11 protein-coding genes are annotated in these 18,253 nt (G+C 70.8%); 5 read left to right on the top strand and 6 right to left on the bottom strand.

Translation table 11 applies throughout. The features are described from left to right. Positions 1–2: 2 nt before the first annotated feature. Entirely contained in the window at positions 3–6,878 is a 6,876-nt protein-coding gene (locus OG407_RS38355) for an SDR family NAD(P)-dependent oxidoreductase (RefSeq protein WP_405864401.1), read from the bottom strand. A 369-nt stretch (positions 6,879–7,247) separates the two neighbouring features. Between OG407_RS38355 and OG407_RS38360 the strand changes: the two genes are divergently transcribed. Beyond that, entirely contained in the window at positions 7,248–7,853 is a 606-nt protein-coding gene (locus OG407_RS38360) for a GPP34 family phosphoprotein (protein WP_403584710.1), read from the top strand. 210 nt (positions 7,854–8,063) lie between these two features. On the opposite strand, the gene OG407_RS38365 is transcribed toward OG407_RS38360, so the two are convergent. After that, entirely contained in the window at positions 8,064–9,506 is a 1,443-nt protein-coding gene (locus OG407_RS38365; RefSeq protein WP_405864403.1) for a sensor histidine kinase, read from the bottom strand. After that, positions 9,503–10,192, bottom strand: a complete 690-nt coding sequence (locus OG407_RS38370; RefSeq protein ID WP_405864405.1) for a response regulator transcription factor — start codon at positions 10,190–10,192, stop codon at positions 9,503–9,505. The genes OG407_RS38365 and OG407_RS38370 overlap by 4 nt, the downstream gene beginning before the upstream one ends. A gap of 150 nt (positions 10,193–10,342) precedes the next feature. Between OG407_RS38370 and OG407_RS38375 the strand changes: the two genes are divergently transcribed. From OG407_RS38375 to OG407_RS38385, 3 genes are read left to right on the top strand one after another with little or no spacing between them, the layout of a single operon-like run. Then, positions 10,343–11,680 carry a ferric reductase-like transmembrane domain-containing protein gene (locus OG407_RS38375; protein WP_403584718.1) on the top strand — a complete coding sequence of 446 codons (1,338 nt, stop codon included), beginning with the start codon at positions 10,343–10,345 and terminating at the stop codon, positions 11,678–11,680. A gap of 10 nt (positions 11,681–11,690) precedes the next feature. Beyond that, positions 11,691–12,140, top strand: a complete 450-nt coding sequence (locus OG407_RS38380) for an FMN-binding protein (protein WP_405864408.1) — start codon at positions 11,691–11,693, stop codon at positions 12,138–12,140. A 1-nt stretch (position 12,141) separates the two neighbouring features. Next, entirely contained in the window at positions 12,142–12,909 is a 768-nt protein-coding gene (locus tag OG407_RS38385) for an FAD:protein FMN transferase (RefSeq protein ID WP_405864410.1), read from the top strand. Between the two features lie 351 nt (positions 12,910–13,260). Here OG407_RS38385 and OG407_RS38390 read toward each other — a convergent pair whose 3' ends face one another. Next, entirely contained in the window at positions 13,261–13,872 is a 612-nt protein-coding gene (locus OG407_RS38390; protein ID WP_405864412.1) for a hypothetical protein, read from the bottom strand. Between the two features lie 185 nt (positions 13,873–14,057). Here OG407_RS38390 and OG407_RS38395 point away from each other — a divergent pair, with 185 nt between their 5' ends. After that, the gene (locus OG407_RS38395; protein ID WP_405864414.1) at positions 14,058–14,855 is read left to right on the top strand and encodes a hypothetical protein; all 798 of its coding nucleotides are present in this window, start codon (positions 14,058–14,060) and stop codon (positions 14,853–14,855) included. Between the two features lie 246 nt (positions 14,856–15,101). Here OG407_RS38395 and OG407_RS38400 read toward each other — a convergent pair whose 3' ends face one another. Both OG407_RS38400 and OG407_RS38405 read right to left on the bottom strand, forming a co-directional pair. After that, entirely contained in the window at positions 15,102–17,309 is a 2,208-nt protein-coding gene (locus OG407_RS38400) for an ArnT family glycosyltransferase (RefSeq protein WP_405864416.1), read from the bottom strand. Further along, the gene (locus tag OG407_RS38405; RefSeq protein WP_405864418.1) at positions 17,306–18,148 is read right to left on the bottom strand and encodes a dolichyl-phosphate beta-glucosyltransferase; all 843 of its coding nucleotides are present in this window, start codon (positions 18,146–18,148) and stop codon (positions 17,306–17,308) included. The genes OG407_RS38400 and OG407_RS38405 overlap by 4 nt, the downstream gene beginning before the upstream one ends. Positions 18,149–18,253: the final 105 nt, after the last annotated feature.

Genomic DNA, 18,253 nt, shown 5'->3' on the forward strand with positions numbered 1-18,253 from the left:
GGCTACCAGCCCGAAGCGGTGTAGACGACGGCCCCTGCTGACTCGTCGCCCCAGGCGAGTTCGCGCAGCAGGGCCGCGGTGCCCTCCTCGGGGTCGATCAGCGAGATGCCGCGCCGGGCGTACTCACGCCCCAACTCCGGAGTGACCATGCCGTGATGGCCACCGGTGGGCGCCCACGGACCCCAGTGCACGGTGAGCGCACGGTGCCCGGTCCGGGCGGCCCAGGCGGTGCCGAGGCTCTGCAGGGCGTCGTTGGCGGCGGCGTAGTCGACCTGGCCCCGGTTGCCGAGGACGGCCGAGATGGAGCCGAACAGCACAGCGAAAGAAGGGCCGTTGGGCAGTTCCTCAAGGGCTGACAGCAACGTCTCGGCGCCGTGCGTCTTCGTGCCGTAGACCCGCTGGAAGGACTCGGTGGTCTTCTCGGCGATCAGCCGGTCCTCGATGACGCCGGCCGCGTAGACGACACCGTCGAGGCGGCCGTGTTCGGCGTGGATCTCCTTGACCGCCTGGAGCGCGGCGTCCGGTTCGCGGAAGTCGACGGAGTGGTAGCGGGCCTGGCTGCCGAGGGCGGTCAGCTCGTCCAGGGTCGCGGTGATCTCCCGCTGGGCGAGCAGGAGTTCGGCGGTGCGGTTGATCTCGGCTGGGGTGAGTCCACGGCCCTTCGCGGCGAGCGCCGCGCGCAGTTCGGCCGGGGTGCGTGCGCCCGCGGTCGCCGGGTCCTCGGGGCCTGCCGGTGCGGCCGTCCGGCCGAGGAGTTCGATACGGCACCGGGAGGCGGCGGCGAGCGCGACGGCGAACTTCGCGGTGATGCCCCGCGCGCCGCCCACCAGCAGCACCACCGAGTCGCGGTCGAGCCCGATCGCGGAGGCTTCGGCGACTCCGTCACCGGCCGGTCCGGCACCGTTGGTCGCGAGCGCGCCGAGCGGTGTCTCGGTCAGCTCAAGTCCGTGGCGTCCGGCCGTGGTTCGCAGTACGACGGGCTCGGTGCCGGGCGCCAGCAGTTCGGCGATCAGCGCGTCGGCGACGGCGGCCGGTGCGGTGTCCGCCAGCTCGACGACCCGGGCGGTGGTGTCCGGGTACTCGCGGGCCACCGTACGGAACAGTCCGTGCAGGCCCGCCGATCCGCCGTCCGTGCCCTGTATCGCGAGGAGTTGGCGCGGGTTGCGCCGCAGGGCGGCCTGGAACACGGGGAAGGCCTCGGGCAGCACCGGGGCCGACGCCGTGAGGGGTGCGAGGTACAGGACGGTGTCCACCCGGCCGTCCGCGTCGGTGAGTTGGTGCTCGGGGGCGACGGTCACCGTGTCGGCGCCGTAGGAGGAGAGGCGCGCTGCGACCGTCTCCGTGGCGTCACCGTCGCCGTAGAGGACGAAGCGTCGGCCGCTCAGCGCGGATGCCGGGTCCGTCGGGTTGTCGCCGTCCTGGTGCGACAGCAGCACCGGGCGCAGTTGGAGCCGTTTGGGTGCGGTGCCGGTGACCTCGTCCTGCGGGGCGCTGACACTCGGGGGCGCTTCGTCCGCTGCTGCGGGCTCCGTCAGTCGTGCCGACAGCCAGCTCGTGACGGAGGCCGCCGTGCGGGCCTTCGCCAGGTCCTCCAACTCGGCGTCGTCGAGCGTGGCGACGTCCATCCCGCCGCCGATGCCGAGGCGTTGGGCCAGTTCGCCGGCGATCTCGGCGCGCTTGATGGAGTCGATGCTGAGGTCCGCCTCCAGATCGAGGTCGGGCTCGATCATGTCGACGGGATAGCCGGTGCGTTCGCTGATGATCTCCAGGACGACCCGGAGTACGTCGGCTTCGGTGACGGCTTCGGGGGCGGGGGCCAACTCCGGCTGGGCAACGGGTTGTTGGGCGGCCGGTGTCTCTACAGCAGCCGGCAGGGCGGGTGTCTGCGGAAGCGCCCCGATGGCCGCAGGTGCCGGTGCCGGAACCCACGTTCCCTGCGGCACCGCCCCCTGCACCGCGCCGAAGTACGTCATCAGCACATCCCGTTGCGCGGCCACCATCTCCCGGCTGGTGCGCAGGAATTCGGAGATGAGCGCGTCCCTGTTCGCCTCGACGGGGACACCGTCCTGAGGGTTCGTCGTCACAGTCGTCTCCACAACGCGTCGGGCCGGTGCGAGGGCACCGGGCAGGAGTGCTCCGGCGGCGGTACGGACGAGCTGTCCGTCGACCGTCCAGCCGGGTCGCGAGGGCACGGGGGTCCGGGCCGCGTCGACGGCGTCGCGCCCGTTGAAGAGCCATCCGGTACGCACCGGCAGCCCTGCGACGGCCAGTTGGGCCAGCGCGTCGAGCCAGCCGCGCAGCCCGCTGTCCTGCCGGGGCTCGCACGCGACCGTGCGGTGCGGGCGGTCGCCGAGGATCTGTTCGACCAGCCGGGTCAGCACGGAACCGGGACCGGCCTCGACGAAGATCCGCGCTCCCGCCTCGTACATCGCCTCGATCTCCGCGACGAAGGCGACCGGGGAGCCTATCTGCGCGGCGAGTTCGGCCCGGACCGCGTCGGCGCCCTCGCCGTACGGGGCGGCCGTGCGGTTGGACCAGACGGGGAACTCGGGTGTGAGCACCGGCCGTTCGGCGAGGGACTCCGCGAAGCGTTCGCCCGCCCCAGCCACCAGCGGGCTGTGGAAGGCGCAGGCCACGGGAATGCGCTTGGCGCCGAGACCGGCGTCGCGCAGGAGCCGTACGGCTGTGGCGACTGCCTCCGTCGGACCCGAAATCACCGTCTGGCGGGGCGAGTTGTGGTTGGCGATGACGACGGAGTCCGGTGCGTTCGCTGCCTTCAAGGCCTGTTCGACGTCCTCGGCACCGGCCGCGACCGCGGCCATGGTTCCCGGGTCGTCCGAACCGGTGGCTTCGAGGATCGCCGCCGCACGCTCGGCGCTCAGCTCCAGCAGTGCCTCCGGCGTGATCGCGCCCGCCGCGCACAGGGCGACCAGCTCGCCGTAACTGTGCCCGGCGGCCATGTCGGGCCGTACGCCCGCCTCGGTGAGCAGGGCGTGGGCGGCCAACCCGGCGATGCCCAGGGCGGGTTGTGCGACCCGGGTGTCGGTGAGACCGGCCTGCTGGCGGTCGCGGGCGGTGTCGTCGAAGGCGGTGGGCGGGTAGAGCGCGTCGGCGTGGTCGCGGCCGAGGTGCAGGTAGTGCTGCAACTCGGGGAACGCGATGAACACGTCGGCGAGCATGCCGGGACGCTGACTGCCTTGACCGGGGAAGAGGAACGCGACTTCGCCGGAGTCCGCGCTCGCGTCGGCCAGGTGGATTCCGGCGACCGGATCATGTTCACCCGCCAACGCCCGCCGCAGTTGCCCGGCCAGCCCCTCCACATCCCGCGCCACGACCGCCACCTGCACCGGCTCATGCCGGGCATCCGCGCGGCGCGACGCGCTCAGCGCGAGGTCGCGCAGCTTCCAGGAACCCGTCTCCGCAAGTTTCAGGATCTCCTCGACGCCCCGCCGCGCCGCCGCCCGGTCCGCACCCCGGAACGTGAACAGCTCCGCGGGCCACGCGTCCAGACCCTGCGCGGGCGGAACCGCTTCGCCGTACGCCCCGATCACCGCGTGGAAGTTGGTGCCGCCGAAGCCGAACGCGCTGAGGCCCGCGACGCGTTCCTCGGCCGGTGCCGCCCATGGCCGGGGCCGGGCGTGGAAGACGAACGGGCTGCTGTCCTGCTGCCAGGCCGAGTTGGGCCGCTTCATGTGCAGGGTGGGTGGCTTGACGCCGGTGTAGAGGGACAGCACGGTCTTGATGAGACCGGCGAGTCCCGCGGCGCACTTCGTGTGCCCGATCTGGGACTTGACCGAGCCGAGCGCACAACTGCCCGTCTCCGCACCGGACTCGGTGAACACCTGGCTGAGGATGGAGAGTTCGGTGCGGTCGCCGACGACCGTTCCGGTGCCGTGCGCCTCCACCAGGCCGACCTCGGCGGGGGAGACGCCCGCGTTGCGGTACGCCCGTTCCAGCGCGGCCCGTTGGCCCTCGGGGCGGGGTGCCGTCAGACCCAGGGAGCGGCCGTCGCTGGAACTCCCGACTCCCTTGATCACGCCGTAGATCCGGTCGCCGTCCCGCTCCGCGTCCGCGAGCCGCTTGAGGACCACGCACGCGACGCCCTCGCCGAGCGCGATGCCGTCCGCCGAGCTGTCGAAGGCGCGGGAGCGGCCGGTGGGGGAGAGGGCGTGCACGGAGGAGAAGAGGACGTAGTCGTTGATGCCGTTGTGGAGGTCGGCGCCCCCGCACAGCACGACATCGCTGGTGCCGCCCACGAGTTCCTTGCAGGCGACGTCGACGGCGGCCAGCGAGGACGCGCAGGCCGCGTCGACCGTGAAGTTGGCGCCGCCGAGGTCGAGGCGGTTGGCGATGCGGCCGGAGATGACGTTGGAGAGCATGCCGGGGAAGGAGTCCTCGGTGAGTGTGGGGAGTTGCTCCTCGATGCCCTGCGGGATCCTGCCGTAGTAGGAGGGGAGTACGGCGCGCAGCGTGGTCGCGTTGGACAGGTCGCTGCCCGCCTCCGCGCCGAACACCACGGACGTGCGTGCCCGGTCGAACTCCCGCCCCCGGTCGCCGTATCCGGCGTCCTCCAGCGAACGCCGGGCCGCTTCGAGGGCCAGCAGCTGGACCGGTTCGATGCTGCCGAGGGAGGCCGGCGGGATGCCGTAGCGCAGCGGGTCGAAGGGGATGCGCGGCAGGAAGCCGCCCCACTTCGACGGGGTGGCGCCGTCCTTGTCCGCTGAGTAGTGGACGGCGGGGTCCCAGCGGTCCTGCGGGACCTCGTCGACGGAGTCGCGTCCGCCGAGGATGTTCGCCCAGAACGTGGGGAGGTCGGGGGCCTGCGGGAACATGCACGCCATGCCGATGACAGCGATGTCCAGGGGGGCCGGTGCCTCCGGCTCGGCGGTCTCCTCGACTCCCAGGCGGGCGCGGGTGGTTCGCGCGCCCTCGGCCAGGAAGTCGGCGGCCTCCTCCGTCACCGAGCGGTGCAGGGCGTCGATCGTGGTGGTCGCCGAGCGCAGCACGGCGACCTCGCCGGCCATGAACATCCCCTCGGCGAGCTGGCGTTCTTCGTCCACGGAGGTCAGCGCACCGGTCGCGTCCCGCTCCACGCCCTTGCTGGCGATGCGGAGCCGGCCGACGTTGAGCCGTTCCAACTTCTCCCAGATCTGCCGGTCCGGGACGCCCTGCTCTCGCAACTGGGCTTCGAAGACCAGGTAGTTGTCGCTGAACGGGCTCGGCACACAGCGGGTGGCGTGACCCGGCGCGGTCTCCAGCAACGCGGTCCGCGTGGCACGGACCACCTGCTCCTGGAACAGGGGTTGGACCGCTCCACGCGTCACCGCCTCCTTCGTGAACAGGTAGGCGGTGCCCATCAGTACGCCGACGGCCGCACCCTGTGCGGTGAGTGGTGCGGCGAGGGCGGCCACCATCGCCGCCGAGCGCTCGTCGTGGACGCCGCCCGCGAAGAACACCTCGATGTGTTCCGCCGTGCCCGCTGCAGCGGTCTCCAAGAAGTCGTCCAGGACCGCGAGTTGGGCCTCCCACAGGGGGAAGCTGCCGCGCGGTCCGACGTGGCCACCGCACTCGGAGCCCTCGAACACGAACTTGCGGACACCGGCGTCCAGGAACTGGCGGAGCAGTCCCGGCGAGGGCACATGGAGGAAGGTGGAGATCCTGGACCGTTCCAACGCCTCGGCCTGCGAGGGGCGTCCGCCCGCGATGATCGCGTGGGTCGGCCTCAACTCCCGTACCGCTTCGAGCTGGGCGTTGCGCATCTCCTCGGGTGCGAAGCCGAGCACCCCGACACCCCAGGGGCGGTCGCCCACGGCGGCGCGGGTCTCGGCCAGCACCGCCCGCGACTGCTCGCCGCTCGACAACGCCAGCGCGACGAACGGCAGGGCACCGCCCTCGGCGACGGCCGCGGCGAACTCCGCCTGGTCGCTGACACGGGTCATCGGGCCCTGGGCGATGGGGAGTTGGGTGCCGAGCGTCCGGCTCATGGGGGAGCCTGCGCGCAGTGCGTCGGCCGGGCGCTCGTCCCGTACCGACTCCCTTATGGCGGCGGTCAGTTCGCGTACCGTGCGACCCGTGTCGCCCCAGCGTTCCGCGAAGCGCGCGGCGAGGAAACCGTCCTGGCCGACCGGCAGCAACTGGGTGCGGGGATCGCGGGCGCCGAGCAGCTCGGACACCCGGTCGGCGGGTACCTGCGGGGCGTCAGGACCACGCCGTAGGAGCACGCGGTGACCGGCCACCAGTGTGGTCTCGGAGCCGTCCATCGAGCGCAGGGCCGCGGCGGCGGCCTCCGGCAGGACCGACTCGGCGAGCAGGGCCAGTTGGCTGTCGAGGACGACCCCGGCCGCGCCACCGGCCACGGCCGCGGCGGCCGTACGGGGGCCGATGCCGCCGCAGGCCCAGACCGGGACGTCCACACCGGGCTCGGCGAGCAGCCGCTGGAGGAGGACGAAGGTGCTCAACTCGCCCACCCGGCCGCCGCTTTCGGCGCCCCGCGCGATCAGTCCGTGGGCGCCGGCGCGGACCGCCGCGAGTGCCTGGTCCGGGTCGGTGACCTCGACCAGCACCCGGTGCTCCGCCGCGACCTCGCCCACCTGCCAGGCGGCGTCCGCGCTGAGGACCACGGTGTGCGGGGTCGCGCCGCCGCCCGTCGTGAGGTCACCGGGGCCGATCCGGCAGTGCGGCCCGATCCGTACCCCGAAAGGGCCGGGTGACCAGCGCCGGATGCGGGCCAGGGCCTCTCTGGATCTTCGGTCGCCCATTCCCAGGTCGAGTACCCCCAGCCCGCCGGCACGGCTGACGGCCGCCGCGAGTCGGGCATCCGGTTCATGGAACGGAGTGATTCCAATGATCATTTCTGCGGCGCGCGCGACAGGCGTCATGATTCTCCGAATAAACGGTGAAACTGCACGGTGGGGGGTTTCGGCAGGGGACGCCGAATGTAATCGCAGAGGCGCAAGAGGGCTGATGGAAAGCTAGCCCCCCGGTTACTCGTCGGTCAACAACGCCATGGCAAGCAACTGGTCGAGGGCAGTGATCCAGCCAGCCGGAAAGGGGTCCCCAAACGACCGAAAACCCTGCCAATTTCCTTCAGAGGGCACACCACTCGGACCGCAGTGGCGCAAGCGGTCCAAAAGCCCCTGATATTCATCCGAGGCTCACAGTCCCGAAACACTACTGACGGCTGGACGGAATTATGTAAACGTTGGGTGTCGCTGCCTCCTCGCATAAGCCGCGCTAGGTTGGCACCCATGAGCACACCGCGGGACCTGATGATCGTGGCCATGGATGTCGCACCCGACCGCCCCGTCGAGACGGGTGATCTTTCGCTCGCGCTCGCCGGAGCGGAGGTGGTCGACCTCCTCGCCGCCGGAGCCGTCGTGCTGGACGGCGACCTGATTGTGCCGAACCCCCAAGTTCCCTTGGAAGACGGCCTGTTGGACCAGGCGGCGACCGCGCTCGTGCGGGAGACGCCGTACGAGTCGGTCGAGGACTGGCTGTGGCGGCGCGGGCGGCGCCTGTCCTCCGCCTATCTCGCCGCGCTGGAGGCGGAGGGACTGGTCGCCCGGCAGCGCGGGCGCTGGATCCCGGTCCGCACCGGCCGGACGGCCCTGGTCGACTCCCCGGCCCGCAGCCGCGCGGCGGACCGCTGGGCCCAGGGCGAACCCGTCCTCGCCCAGCTCGCCGCGGCCGCCGGGATCCGCGAGGTGTCCGACGAGGACTCCGCCAAGGTCACCGACGAGTCGCTGGACACGGTGATCGCCGTGGTCCACGACGCGGTGACGGAGCTGGAGGCCGTACGGCAGCGGAAGAGTGTCGAGGACGCGGCCTACGACAACGTGTGGCGCGGGATGTGACGGCGACTTTCCGGCTTCGAGGTGCCGCAACTGGCTGTGAGGCAGAGCCAGTTGAGTGTCCTGAGTCTCAGGTGACGCCACGTCAGTAATGGTGGCACAAGCCCGGCGCCGAGCCTAGAGCGAGGAACGGCGCACGCTACCCGCGTTCACCGGGACGAAGCCGCGCCCGACAGGATCGTCACGGGTGCGAAGCCGCGTCCACCGGGATCGTCACCGGTACGAAGCCGTCCCCAGCGGGATCGTCACCGTGAAGACCGTCGCGCCGGGCTCGGACGTCAGCTCCACGGTGCCGCCGTGCGCCTTCGCCAGTGACCGGGCCACCGCGAGGCCCAGCCCGCTGCCGCCCCGGTCCCGGGTGCGGGCCTTGTCGACCCGGTAGAAGCGGTCGAAGACCCGGGCCCGGTCGTCCTCCGGGATGCCGGGACCCGCGTCGGCGATCCGTACGGATGCCGTGCCGGCGGCGACCGACAGCGACACCGACACCCGCGTCCCGGCCGGGGTGTGCACGGCCGCGTTGGCCAGCAGGTTGTCCAGCACCTGCCGGATACGGACCGGGTCGACGCGCAGCCGGACCGGGGACTCGGGCACCGACACCGTCAGCGGATGGTCCCGGTGTCCGGCGCGGAAGGCATCCGCCGCCTGCCCCACCAGGTCCACCAGATCCGCGTCCTCCGGCCGTAGCGGAGTCTCCACGTCCGCCGCGTCCAGGCGGGCCAGCAGGAGGAGGTCGTCGAGGAGGACGCCCATGCGGGCGGCCTCGGCGCGCAGCCGGGCCAGGTGCTTGTCGCGCTCCTCGGGGACGTTCGCGGCGGCGTACTGGAACAGGTCCGCGTAGCCGCGCACCGACATCAGCGGGGTCCGCAGCTCGTGCGAGGCGTCCGCGACGAACCGGCGCAGCCGCTGCTCCGCCTCCGCGCGCACCGCGAGGGAGTCGTCGATGTGCTCCAGCATCGTGTTGAACGCGGTGCGCAGCTCCTCCACCTCGGGCCCGCCGTCGCCCCGCTCGGCGCGCAGCGGCAGCCGGGCCGCCGACTCGGTGAGGTCGTGCGAGGCGATCCCGTGGGCCGTGGTCGCCATGTCGCTGAGGGGGCGCAGCCCGCGCCGCAGCAGGTTCCGCCCTATGGCCATCAGCACCAGCAGCGCCAGCGCGAACGCCACCACCTGGACCGTGACGAGCTGCCGTACCGTGCTCTGCACGTCCGCCAGCGGGGCCGCGCTCACCAGGACCACTCCGGGTTCGACCTCGCAGGCGCGCAGCCGGTAGGTGCCCTCGCCGTCGATCGTCACCGTGCGGGAGATTTCCGTGGTGGAGTGCGCCATGGTCTTGGCGAGGGCGGTGAGCGCGCTGGTGTCGTCCGGTACGTCGGAGGGCTCGCGCAGTTTCGGGGTCGTGCCCTTGACGTCGTAGACCGCCGTGTACCAGCCGTAGTACGGCTTGCGCTCGACGATGCCGTGGACTTGGGCGTCCTTGGACTGGACGACCTGGACGAGCTTCATCTGGTCGCTGACCTGGCGTTCGAGGTAGTCCCGCATGTACATCGTCAGGGCCGTGCCGACGACCGCGAACACGATCAGGGACAGCACGCCCACGCCCAGGGCGAGGCGGGTGCCCAGGCGAACCCGGCGCCAGTTGTGGCGCAGTCGTCGGATCATTCGGCGGCCTGCCGGATCACATAGCCGAAGCCGCGCACGGTGTGGATCAGTGGATCGTGCCCCTCGTCCAGCTTGCGGCGCAGGCGGCTGACCACCAGCTCCACCACATTGGAGCGGCCGCCGAAGCCGTACTCCCACACGTGGTCGAGGATCTGCGCCTTGGTGAGCACGGTCGGCGACTTGCGCATGAGGTAGCGCAGCACCTCGTACTCGGTCGGGGTGAGCGTGAGGAGGTGGTCGCCGCGGCGCACCTCGCGCGTATCCTCGTCCATCGTGAGGTCCGCGACCTGGAGGACCGACCGCTGGAACCCGGGCCCGGCGCTGCGCCGCAGCACGGTCCGCAGCCGGGCCATCAGCTCCTCCACCGCGAACGGCTTGACCAGGTAGTCGTCACCGCCCCGCGTCAGCCCCGCGACCCGGTCGGCCACCGCGTCGCGCGCCGTGAGGAACACCACGGGCACCATCGTCCCGGAGTGCCGCAGCCGGTCCAGCACACCGAAACCGTCCAGGCCGGGCAGCATCAGGTCGAGCACCACGATGTCCGGCTTGAACTCGGCGGCCACGGTCAGCGCCTCCTCACCGGAGTACGCGCACGCGGCCTCCCAGCCCTCGTACCGGGCGACCGTCGCGACAAGATCGGCGATCGGCGGGTCGTCGTCCACGACGAGGAGTCGTACTTTTTCCACCTGCTCATAGTGCTTCACGCACCGGTGGACGCCAGACCCGCGGCACCGCCACACGCACATCGATAGGCACTTGAAAGTTGTCCGACAGGAAAAAGACAGCTCCCCGAGGTCAAGCTCGTCTCCCAGGACCCGATCAAGGAGCTGCCGTCCGTGACGACCGTCCAATCACCCCCTGCGCCCCCCACGGCGATACGCCCCAGGGTGGTGGCCCGCACGGGCCTGTACGCCGTGCTGGCCGCGAACGTCGCCGTGGTGACCGTCTTCTTCGCCCAAGCAGGATTCGCCTCCAACGCGCTCATCGTCATCGGCCGCCTCCTCGGCCTCTACGGCGCCCTCGTCATGGCCTTCCAACTGCTGCTGGTGGCCCGCCTGCCCTGGCTCGACCGCCGGATCGGCATGGACCGGCTCACCAACTGGCACCGCTGGACCGGCTTCGCGCTGCTCTGGACGCTGCTCGGGCACCTCGTGTTCATCGCCTTCGGCTACGCGCAGGGCACCGACACCGGCCCGGTCGGCGAGGTCGTCGACCTGGCCGAGACCACCGAGGGCATCCTGCGCGCGCTCGTCGCCTTCGCCCTGATCCTCGTCATCGGCGCGACCTCCGCCCGCTACGCGCGACGCCGACTCGCCTACGAGACCTGGCACTTCATCCACCTCTACACCTACGTCGCGGTGGTCCTCGCCTTCACCCACCAGGTCGCGGTCGGTACGACGTTCACCGCGTCGTCCGCCGCCACGACGTACTGGTACGCGGTGTGGGGCGTCGCGCTCGGCTCGGTCGCCCTGGGCCGCGTGATCCTCCCCCTGTGGCGCAACCTCCGCCACCAACTCCGGGTCGAGGCGGTCGTCCCCGAGTCCGACAACGTCGTCTCGATCTACATCACCGGCCGCGACCTCCACCAACTCCCGGCCCAGGCGGGCCAGTTCTTCCTCTGGCGCTTCCTGACGAAGGACCGCTGGTGGCAGGCCAACCCCTTCTCCCTCTCGGCCGCCCCCGACGGCACCCGCCTCCGCCTCACCGCCAAGACCGCGGGCGACGGCACGGCCGCCCTGCGCCACCTGAAGGTCGGCACCCGCGTCTTCGCCGAGGGCCCCTACGGCGCCTTCACCACCCTGCACCGCACGAAGCCGGAGTCCCTGCTCATCGCGGGCGGCGTCGGCGTCACCCCCATCCGCGCACTGCTGGAGGACCTGGAGGGCCACGCGGTCGTCATCTACCGCGTCGCCACCGACCGCGACGCCGTCCTCTACGACGAGCTGGTCGAACTCGCCCAGGCCAAGGGCGCCCAGCTCCACCTGGTCACCGGCCCGCCCGTCCCCGACAAGCTCGCCCCGCGCGAACTCGCCCGGCTCGTACCGGACATCGCCGACCGCGACGTCTTCCTCTGCGGACCGCCGCCGATGATGAACGCGGTGCTGCGCAGCCTCGGCGACATCGGCGTGCCCAAGCAGCAGATCCACTTCGAACGCTTCAGCCTGGCGGGATGAGAGACATATCGTGAAGCGAGTCATACCTGTCCTGGTGCTGTCCGTCGCGGGGTTGATCCCCGTGTGGCGCTACGAGCCGTCCATCGGGACGACGACGAGTTCGACGACAACGACTGAGGCGGTCTCGACACCGACTCCTACGGCCACTTCGTCGTCCCCGTCCTCGTCCGGCTCTTCGTCGACCCCCTCCGCGTCCTCGAAGAAGGTCGTCCAGGGCACCGCGATCAACACCGACAAGGGCACCGTGCAGGTGCAGGTGACCTTCGAGAGCGACAAGATCAGCTCCGTGAGCATGCTCCAGCAGCCGGACCACCCGCAGACCACGGCGGCGGTCCCGGTACTGATCGAGGAGACCCTCAAGGCGCAGAGTTCGAAGATCGACACGGTGTCCGGCGCCACGATCACCAGTGACGCCTACGTCCAGTCGCTCCAGGCCGCGATCGACGCCAAGGGCGCGTGAGATGCGGCGAGTTGAGCATGTGATGGGGTTCCCGGTGTCGTTGCGGATCGACGACGAGGACATCGGTATCGGTATCGACGAGGACATCAGTATCGGTATCGGGGAAGAGGTGGCGGACGCGCTGTTCGCCTGGCTGCGCGAGGTCGACGCCCGCTTCAGCCCGTTCCGCCCGGACAGCGAGGTCTGCCGTTACGACCGCGGCGAGCTGCAACTCCGGCACCTCAGCGCCGACTTGACCGAGGTCCTCGACCTCTGTGAGCAGTACCGGCTCTCGACCGGCGGCGCCTTCGACGTCCGCCTGCCCGGCCGGCCCCTCGACCCCTGTGCGGTGGTCAAGGGCTGGTCGGTGCAGCGGGCGGCGGAACTCCTCACCGCCGCCGGCGCCCGGCGCTTCATCCTCAACGCCGGTGGCGACGTGGTCGTGGCCGGCGGACCGTGGCGGGTGGGCGTGCGGCATCCGGAATACGCCGACCAGCTGTGCACAGTGCTGAAGTTGACGGACGGGGCGGTGGCGACCTCCGCGCGCTACGAGCGCGGCGACCACATCGTCGACGGCCGCACCGGCACTCCCGCGACCGGCCTGCTCAGCGTCTCCGTCGTTGCCGCCTCCCTCACCGAGGCCGACGCCACGGCCACCGCGGCCTTCGCGATGGGCCCGGAGGGCGTCGACTGGGCCGCCGCCCGGCCCGGCTGCGAGGTGTTCGCGGTCGACGCCGGGCGACGGGTCCGTCGTACGCCCGGATTTCCGGTCGCGATGGCGACGGCCTAGGACTCCTGACAAAAGGCTGGGCTTGGCCTGGTCGGCGGTCGGCGGTCGGTGTCGTGCACGAGGCTGCCGGGCGGCGGGATGCTGTCAGCCGCGCGATCGCGCGCGACAGGCCCGGCGACGTGTTCCCGAAGGTGGACGCCGATCAGGCACGCATCGACGTCGAGACGATGACCCTGGCGCCGGTCCCACCCCCGTAAGTCCTTCGGCGCAAGCCGCCCGTGCTCGCGATCGCCGCAGCCCCGGGGTGTGATTGAGCGAGGTGGTTGGCACTTGGGCGCGAGGACTGGAACCGCCGTGGGTGACAGAAAGCTTCACAAGTCGGCGTATTCGAGGCCGCTCAATCACAGCCCCCTATGGCTGAGTTGGTCCGGCTGACGGGATGCCTTGTCGGCGTAGGAGCAGCCCTGCGGGCCGCCACAGGGCGAAGGCCAGGCCGAGGACGAGGGGGATCTGCAGGAACTGCTGGATCACCGGAGGCCCGGGCTTGTCCCCTCGCCTGAGCGGGGCACTGCCCTGCGGATCGACGGTCACCGTGTAAGTGCCGTCTACCGCCCACTTCCAGCCCATGAGCCCGTTCTCCTCGATCCGAGCCAGCGGCGGGCCGTCGAGGACGGTGACCGTGTAGCGGTGGACGCTCGCACCCGTGCCGTCGCCGGCGGACCACTGAATCTGTCGGACCCTGACGTGTTCGGTACGCCCGTGCCGGTGCAGCGCCTGCTGATCCAGCTCCCGGTTCTGCAGGAACAGCATCCCGAAGAGGCACACCGCGCACAGCAGCCACCGGATGTCCAAGTACCAGCACGTACACAGGAACACGCAGCCGAGGAGGATCACCAGCGCGCACAGCGCGTCGATCCACAGGGCGTGCGTGACGAAGGCCGTGCGCCCGATCAGACGCAAGATCGCCCACAGCCCCAACGCCGCGCCGGTGCTCGCGGCGCCCACCAGCACCCGCCGACCCACGCCTGTCCGCCTTCTGCCTGCTTCCTCCGCGCTCACCCTCACCCCTGCTCTCGACGAAACCGTCGGCCTGGTGGTGCACGCGTTCCAATGTATGGATTGTTGAACGATCCTTCAATAGAATGGTTCAACATCAAATCGTCTGCTTCGCGGACGCGGAACGGCAACCAACCGGAGGGCTGAAGGAGATGAGCCGGCATCAGGACGAACAGGTCGACGACAACGGGCAGATCCTGTTCAGCGACGACCCCGCGCTGCGGCTTGAGGGGATCGTGATGGGTCTGGAGACCGCGGAAGGCACGGTCACCCTCGATCCCGTACAGACACACCGCATGCCCACGGCCCTCTTCGAGTTCAGGCATGCCCGGGGCGTGGGCTACTTCGGGTACATCGTGCCGAAGGGAGCCTCGCTCGACGGGATACCCGAGGAACCGCAGATCGAAGGCGCCATCCTGTTCGGCATGAGGCGCCTGCCGCCCGAGTTCTCCGACCTGCGTCTGCCCGACCCACCAGGATCCGACGACGACGGGGTCCGCCTCGACGAGAAGCGGCCCACCATATTCGACGAACTGTGCATGCCCGAGCCGCGGCGACGCGACCCCGACGAGGTCCACTTCGGCATGAGACGCAGGCCGCCCGGCCACGCCGACCTGCGCTCGATCCCCGGATGGGAGCTGCACGAGATACCCGATGAACAGCCAGGGCAGTGGCAGCGCTACGGACACACCCACTCCCGGCTGGAACTGCGGACGCCCGACGGGGACATCTACTCCCGGACCTGGGTCCCGCACGACCCCGACTGGGCAGCCGCCGCCCGGCGTCACGGCTACGTCGTGTGCCTGTGCGGCGTGGAACTGGGGATCCGCGCGCCGTATGCGATGACCGACGCCCAGCACACCCCGCGCATGCGCCACGAGGCCTTCCGTCACGGATGCGCGGTGGGCCTGACCGTCGGCGGGCTCGTCGCGTACGTCGACCACCGCTGACTCGACGTGCTGAAAACCCGGCTGTGAGGCCGCGCGGGCTCGACTGCTACGAGTGCGCTCCGGCGCAGCGAGCAGGCCATCTCCTCAAGCACATCGCCTGCCCTCACTCCCGGCAAGGTCGTCTTCGATCTCCCAGGGCCTGGCAGCGGTCTTCTTCGTCTCGACTGGCTCGCACCCCCGACATGCGGAAGGGCCGCCGGGTGACCGGCGGCCCTTCCTGTCGGGAGATGTGGTTCGGGGAGTGGATCAGCTGACGTCGGAGGCGTCCAGGCGGTACAGGCCGCTGCTCGTGCTCGTGCTCGTCGAGGAAGTGGACGTAGACGAACTGGAGCTGTACGCCGAGGACTTGACCGCCGTGCCGTGGGCCTTGACCCACGTCGCGATCGCGGAGTTGGTGCCCTGGCCGCCGTCGCTGCTGACGATGATGTAGTGCAACTTGCCGGACTTCACCAGGGACTTGAGCTTGGCGAGGGTCATCGCGTTGTCGCTGCCGGACCAGCCGCCCATGGAGATCACGGGCTGACCCGACTCCAGGATGATCGAGGACGCCGTCTGGTCGGTGGAGACCGCCAGCAGCCAAGTCGCGCCGTCCTGATGCTTCTTGAGGTAGGCGACCATCTCGGACGAGACCTGCGAACCGCCGCCCATACCGCCACCGGCCTGCTGCGTACCGGACTCGGACGTGGACTTGGAGGTGGATCCGGACTCGGTGCCCGACTCCGTGGTCCCGGTCTTGCCGGTCGAGGAGCCGGTGCCCGAGGGAGCCGTGCCACCGGACGGCGGCGTGCCCATCTTGCCGGAACCGGAGCCCGAGCCGGACCCGCTCGGCGCGCTGCCCATCTTGCCCTTGGTGCCGCTGGAGCTGCCGCCCGGGGCACCGCCCATGCCACCGCCGCCGCCACCCATGCCGCCACCGGTGCTGGGACCGGCCGTCGGGTTGGTGCCGTTGGTCGAGGAGGTCGCCGCCGAGACCGAGTAGGCCGCCGGTCCGGCGAGGAGGGCGACGACGGCGGCCAGCGCCGCGAGGCCCATCAGGCGGTGGCGCTTGGTGAACCGGCCGACCAGCAGGCCGAGTACGGAGGCCACGCCAGCCACCGCGACCACGATCTCCGCGACCGTGTACACCGTGCCGGAGCCGGAGACCCGCTGGAGCAGGACGACCGCCCAGACGGAGCTGGCCGCGATCGCCGCCGGCAGCACCCAGGCCCACTTGGCCGCCGAACCCTCACGGAAGGCGCGGTACAGCAGGACCCCGCCCGCACCGGCCAGGGCCGCGATACCGGGGGCCATGGCGGTGACGTAGTACGGGTGGAACGTGCCCTCGGCGAGCGAGAAGGTCAGGAAGTGGAGGACGAACCAGCCGCCCCAGAGCATCAGCGCGGCGCGCTTGGCGTCCGTGCGGGGAGCCCGGCCGCGCAGCACCAGACCGCCGACGAGGGCGATCGCCGCGAAGGGGATCAGCCAGGAGATCTGGCCGCCCATGATCTCGTTGAACATCCGGTACAGGCCCGAACTGCCCCCGAAACTCGCCCCGTTGCCCTGCGAGCCGACCGAGGAGCCGGCGCCGAAGATCCGGCCGAAGCCGTTGTAGCCGATCACGAGGTCCCACACCGTGTTGTCGGTGGAGCCGCCGATGTAGGGGCGGGAGGACGCCGGGATCAGGTCGACGATCACCATCCACCAGGCGCTGGAGACGACCAGCGCGACGGTGGCGACGGCGAGGTTGCGGATGCGCTTGCCGAGGGAGACGTTCGTCGCCCAGAGGTAGACGAGGAAGAACGCGGGCAGGACGACGTACGCCTGCATCATCTTGGTGTTGAACGCGAAGCCGATCGCGACCGCCGACCAGACCAGCGGCATCAACTTCCCGTTGCGGACGGCCTTCATGAGGGCCGCGGCGCCGAGCATCATCAGCAGGACGAGGATCGGGTCCGGGTTGGTGTCCCGGGTGATGGCGACGGTGATCGGGGTGAGGGTGAGGACCAGTGCGGAGATCGTGCCCGCGATCGGACCGAAGTCCCGCTTGATCTGCCGGTACAGCAGGGCCACCGAGCCGGTGCCGGCCGCGACCATCGGCAGCATCAACTGCCAGGTGCCGTAACCGAATACGCGGGCGGAGAGGCCCATCACCCAGAGGGCGAACGGTGGTTTGTCGACCGTGATGAAGCTGCCGGAGTCGAGCGCGCCGAAGAAGAACGCCTTCCAGCTCTTGGTGCCGCTGTAGACGGCCGCGTCGTAGAAGGTGTTGCCGGTGATCGAGGTCAGGTTCCACGCGTAGAGCGCCGTGGCGAGGAGCAGGATGCCCCACAGGGCGGGGCGGGCCCAGCGCGGGTCGTCCTCCGGGCCCGTGAACAGCCTTCTGGCACGGGCGGCGACGCCGCCGTCGGCGGGCGGGCCCGCCCGGTGCGAGCGCCGGGCGTCTTCCTGGCTGGGGGGCGGGGCGAGGGTCGTCATGACGCGTACTCCAGGTGTTCCGCGGAAGAGGCGGGCGCCCCGACGGGCAGGACAGGGGTGGTGGTGCGGGTACGGCGGGGTACGGCGGCGATGCGGGCGCGGCCGGTGACCGTCTGCTTGAACATGCGGCGCATGCCCTTGAGGTCGTCGAGGGCGGTACGGACGATGTCGACGCGGCTGTCGGGGTCGTCGATCCAGTCGACCGGGACCTCGTGGATACGGAGCTTGTTGCGCTGGGCGAGGACGAGAAGCTCGGTGTCGAAGAACCAGGCGGTGTCCTCGATGTGCGGGGCGAGCGCCCGGAACACCTCGGTGCGGACGGCCTTGAAGCCGCACTGCGCGTCCGAGAAGCGGGCCGCGAGGCCTGCCTTGAGGAGGAGGTTGTAGGAGCGGGAGATGAACTCGCGCTTGGCACCGCGCTGTACGGCCGACTGCCGGTGCAGCCGGCTGCCGATGGCCACGTCGCTGTGGCCGGACAGGAGCGGGGCGACCAGGGGCAGGAAGCCTTCGAGGCCGGTGGACAGGTCGACGTCCATGTACGCGACCACGTCCGCCTCCGACCGGCTCCACACCTGCTTCAGCGCGCGGCCCCGGCCCTTGGCGTCGAGGTGTACGGCGTGCACGTGCGGCAGCCGCTGGGTGAGGCCGAGCGCCTCCTGCCAGGTGGCGTCGGTGCTCGCGTTGTCCGCCACGGTGATCGTGAACGGGAACGGGAAGGACGTTTCGAGGTATGCGTGGAGACGGCCGATGCTGCCGGCGAGGACGTGCGCCTCGTTGTACACCGGCACCACGATCTCGACCGACCGCTGCCGGACGCCTCCCGCGTTCTGTTCGTTCATGACGGTGACTTTCCGGTCCCCGTCTGGGGCATTGCTGTGGCTTCGCTGAACGGTCGATGAGAATCAGCGGACTCACAGGTCGCGCACAGCGTCCTCAGGCCGGGC

Origin of the sequence: Streptomyces sp. NBC_01515 (assembly GCF_045040345.1) — a bacterium.
GTDB lineage: Bacteria > Actinomycetota > Actinomycetes > Streptomycetales > Streptomycetaceae > Streptomyces.

What these genes read in the sequence shown, in the direction of transcription:
- OG407_RS38405 (WP_405864418.1), bottom strand. Translation starts at nt 18,148, where the DNA reads ATGAACGAACAGAACGCGGGAGGCGTCCGGCAGCGGTCGGTCGAGATC.
- OG407_RS38385 (WP_405864410.1), top strand. Translation starts at nt 12,142, where the DNA reads ATGCGGCGAGTTGAGCATGTGATGGGGTTCCCGGTGTCGTTGCGGATC.
- OG407_RS38355 (WP_405864401.1), bottom strand. Translation starts at nt 6,878, where the DNA reads ATGACGCCTGTCGCGCGCGCCGCAGAAATGATCATTGGAATCACTCCG.
- OG407_RS38360 (WP_403584710.1), top strand. Translation starts at nt 7,248, where the DNA reads ATGAGCACACCGCGGGACCTGATGATCGTGGCCATGGATGTCGCACCC.
- OG407_RS38400 (WP_405864416.1), bottom strand. Translation starts at nt 17,309, where the DNA reads ATGACGACCCTCGCCCCGCCCCCCAGCCAGGAAGACGCCCGGCGCTCG.
- OG407_RS38365 (WP_405864403.1), bottom strand. Translation starts at nt 9,506, where the DNA reads ATGATCCGACGACTGCGCCACAACTGGCGCCGGGTTCGCCTGGGCACC.
- OG407_RS38395 (WP_405864414.1), top strand. Translation starts at nt 14,058, where the DNA reads ATGAGCCGGCATCAGGACGAACAGGTCGACGACAACGGGCAGATCCTG.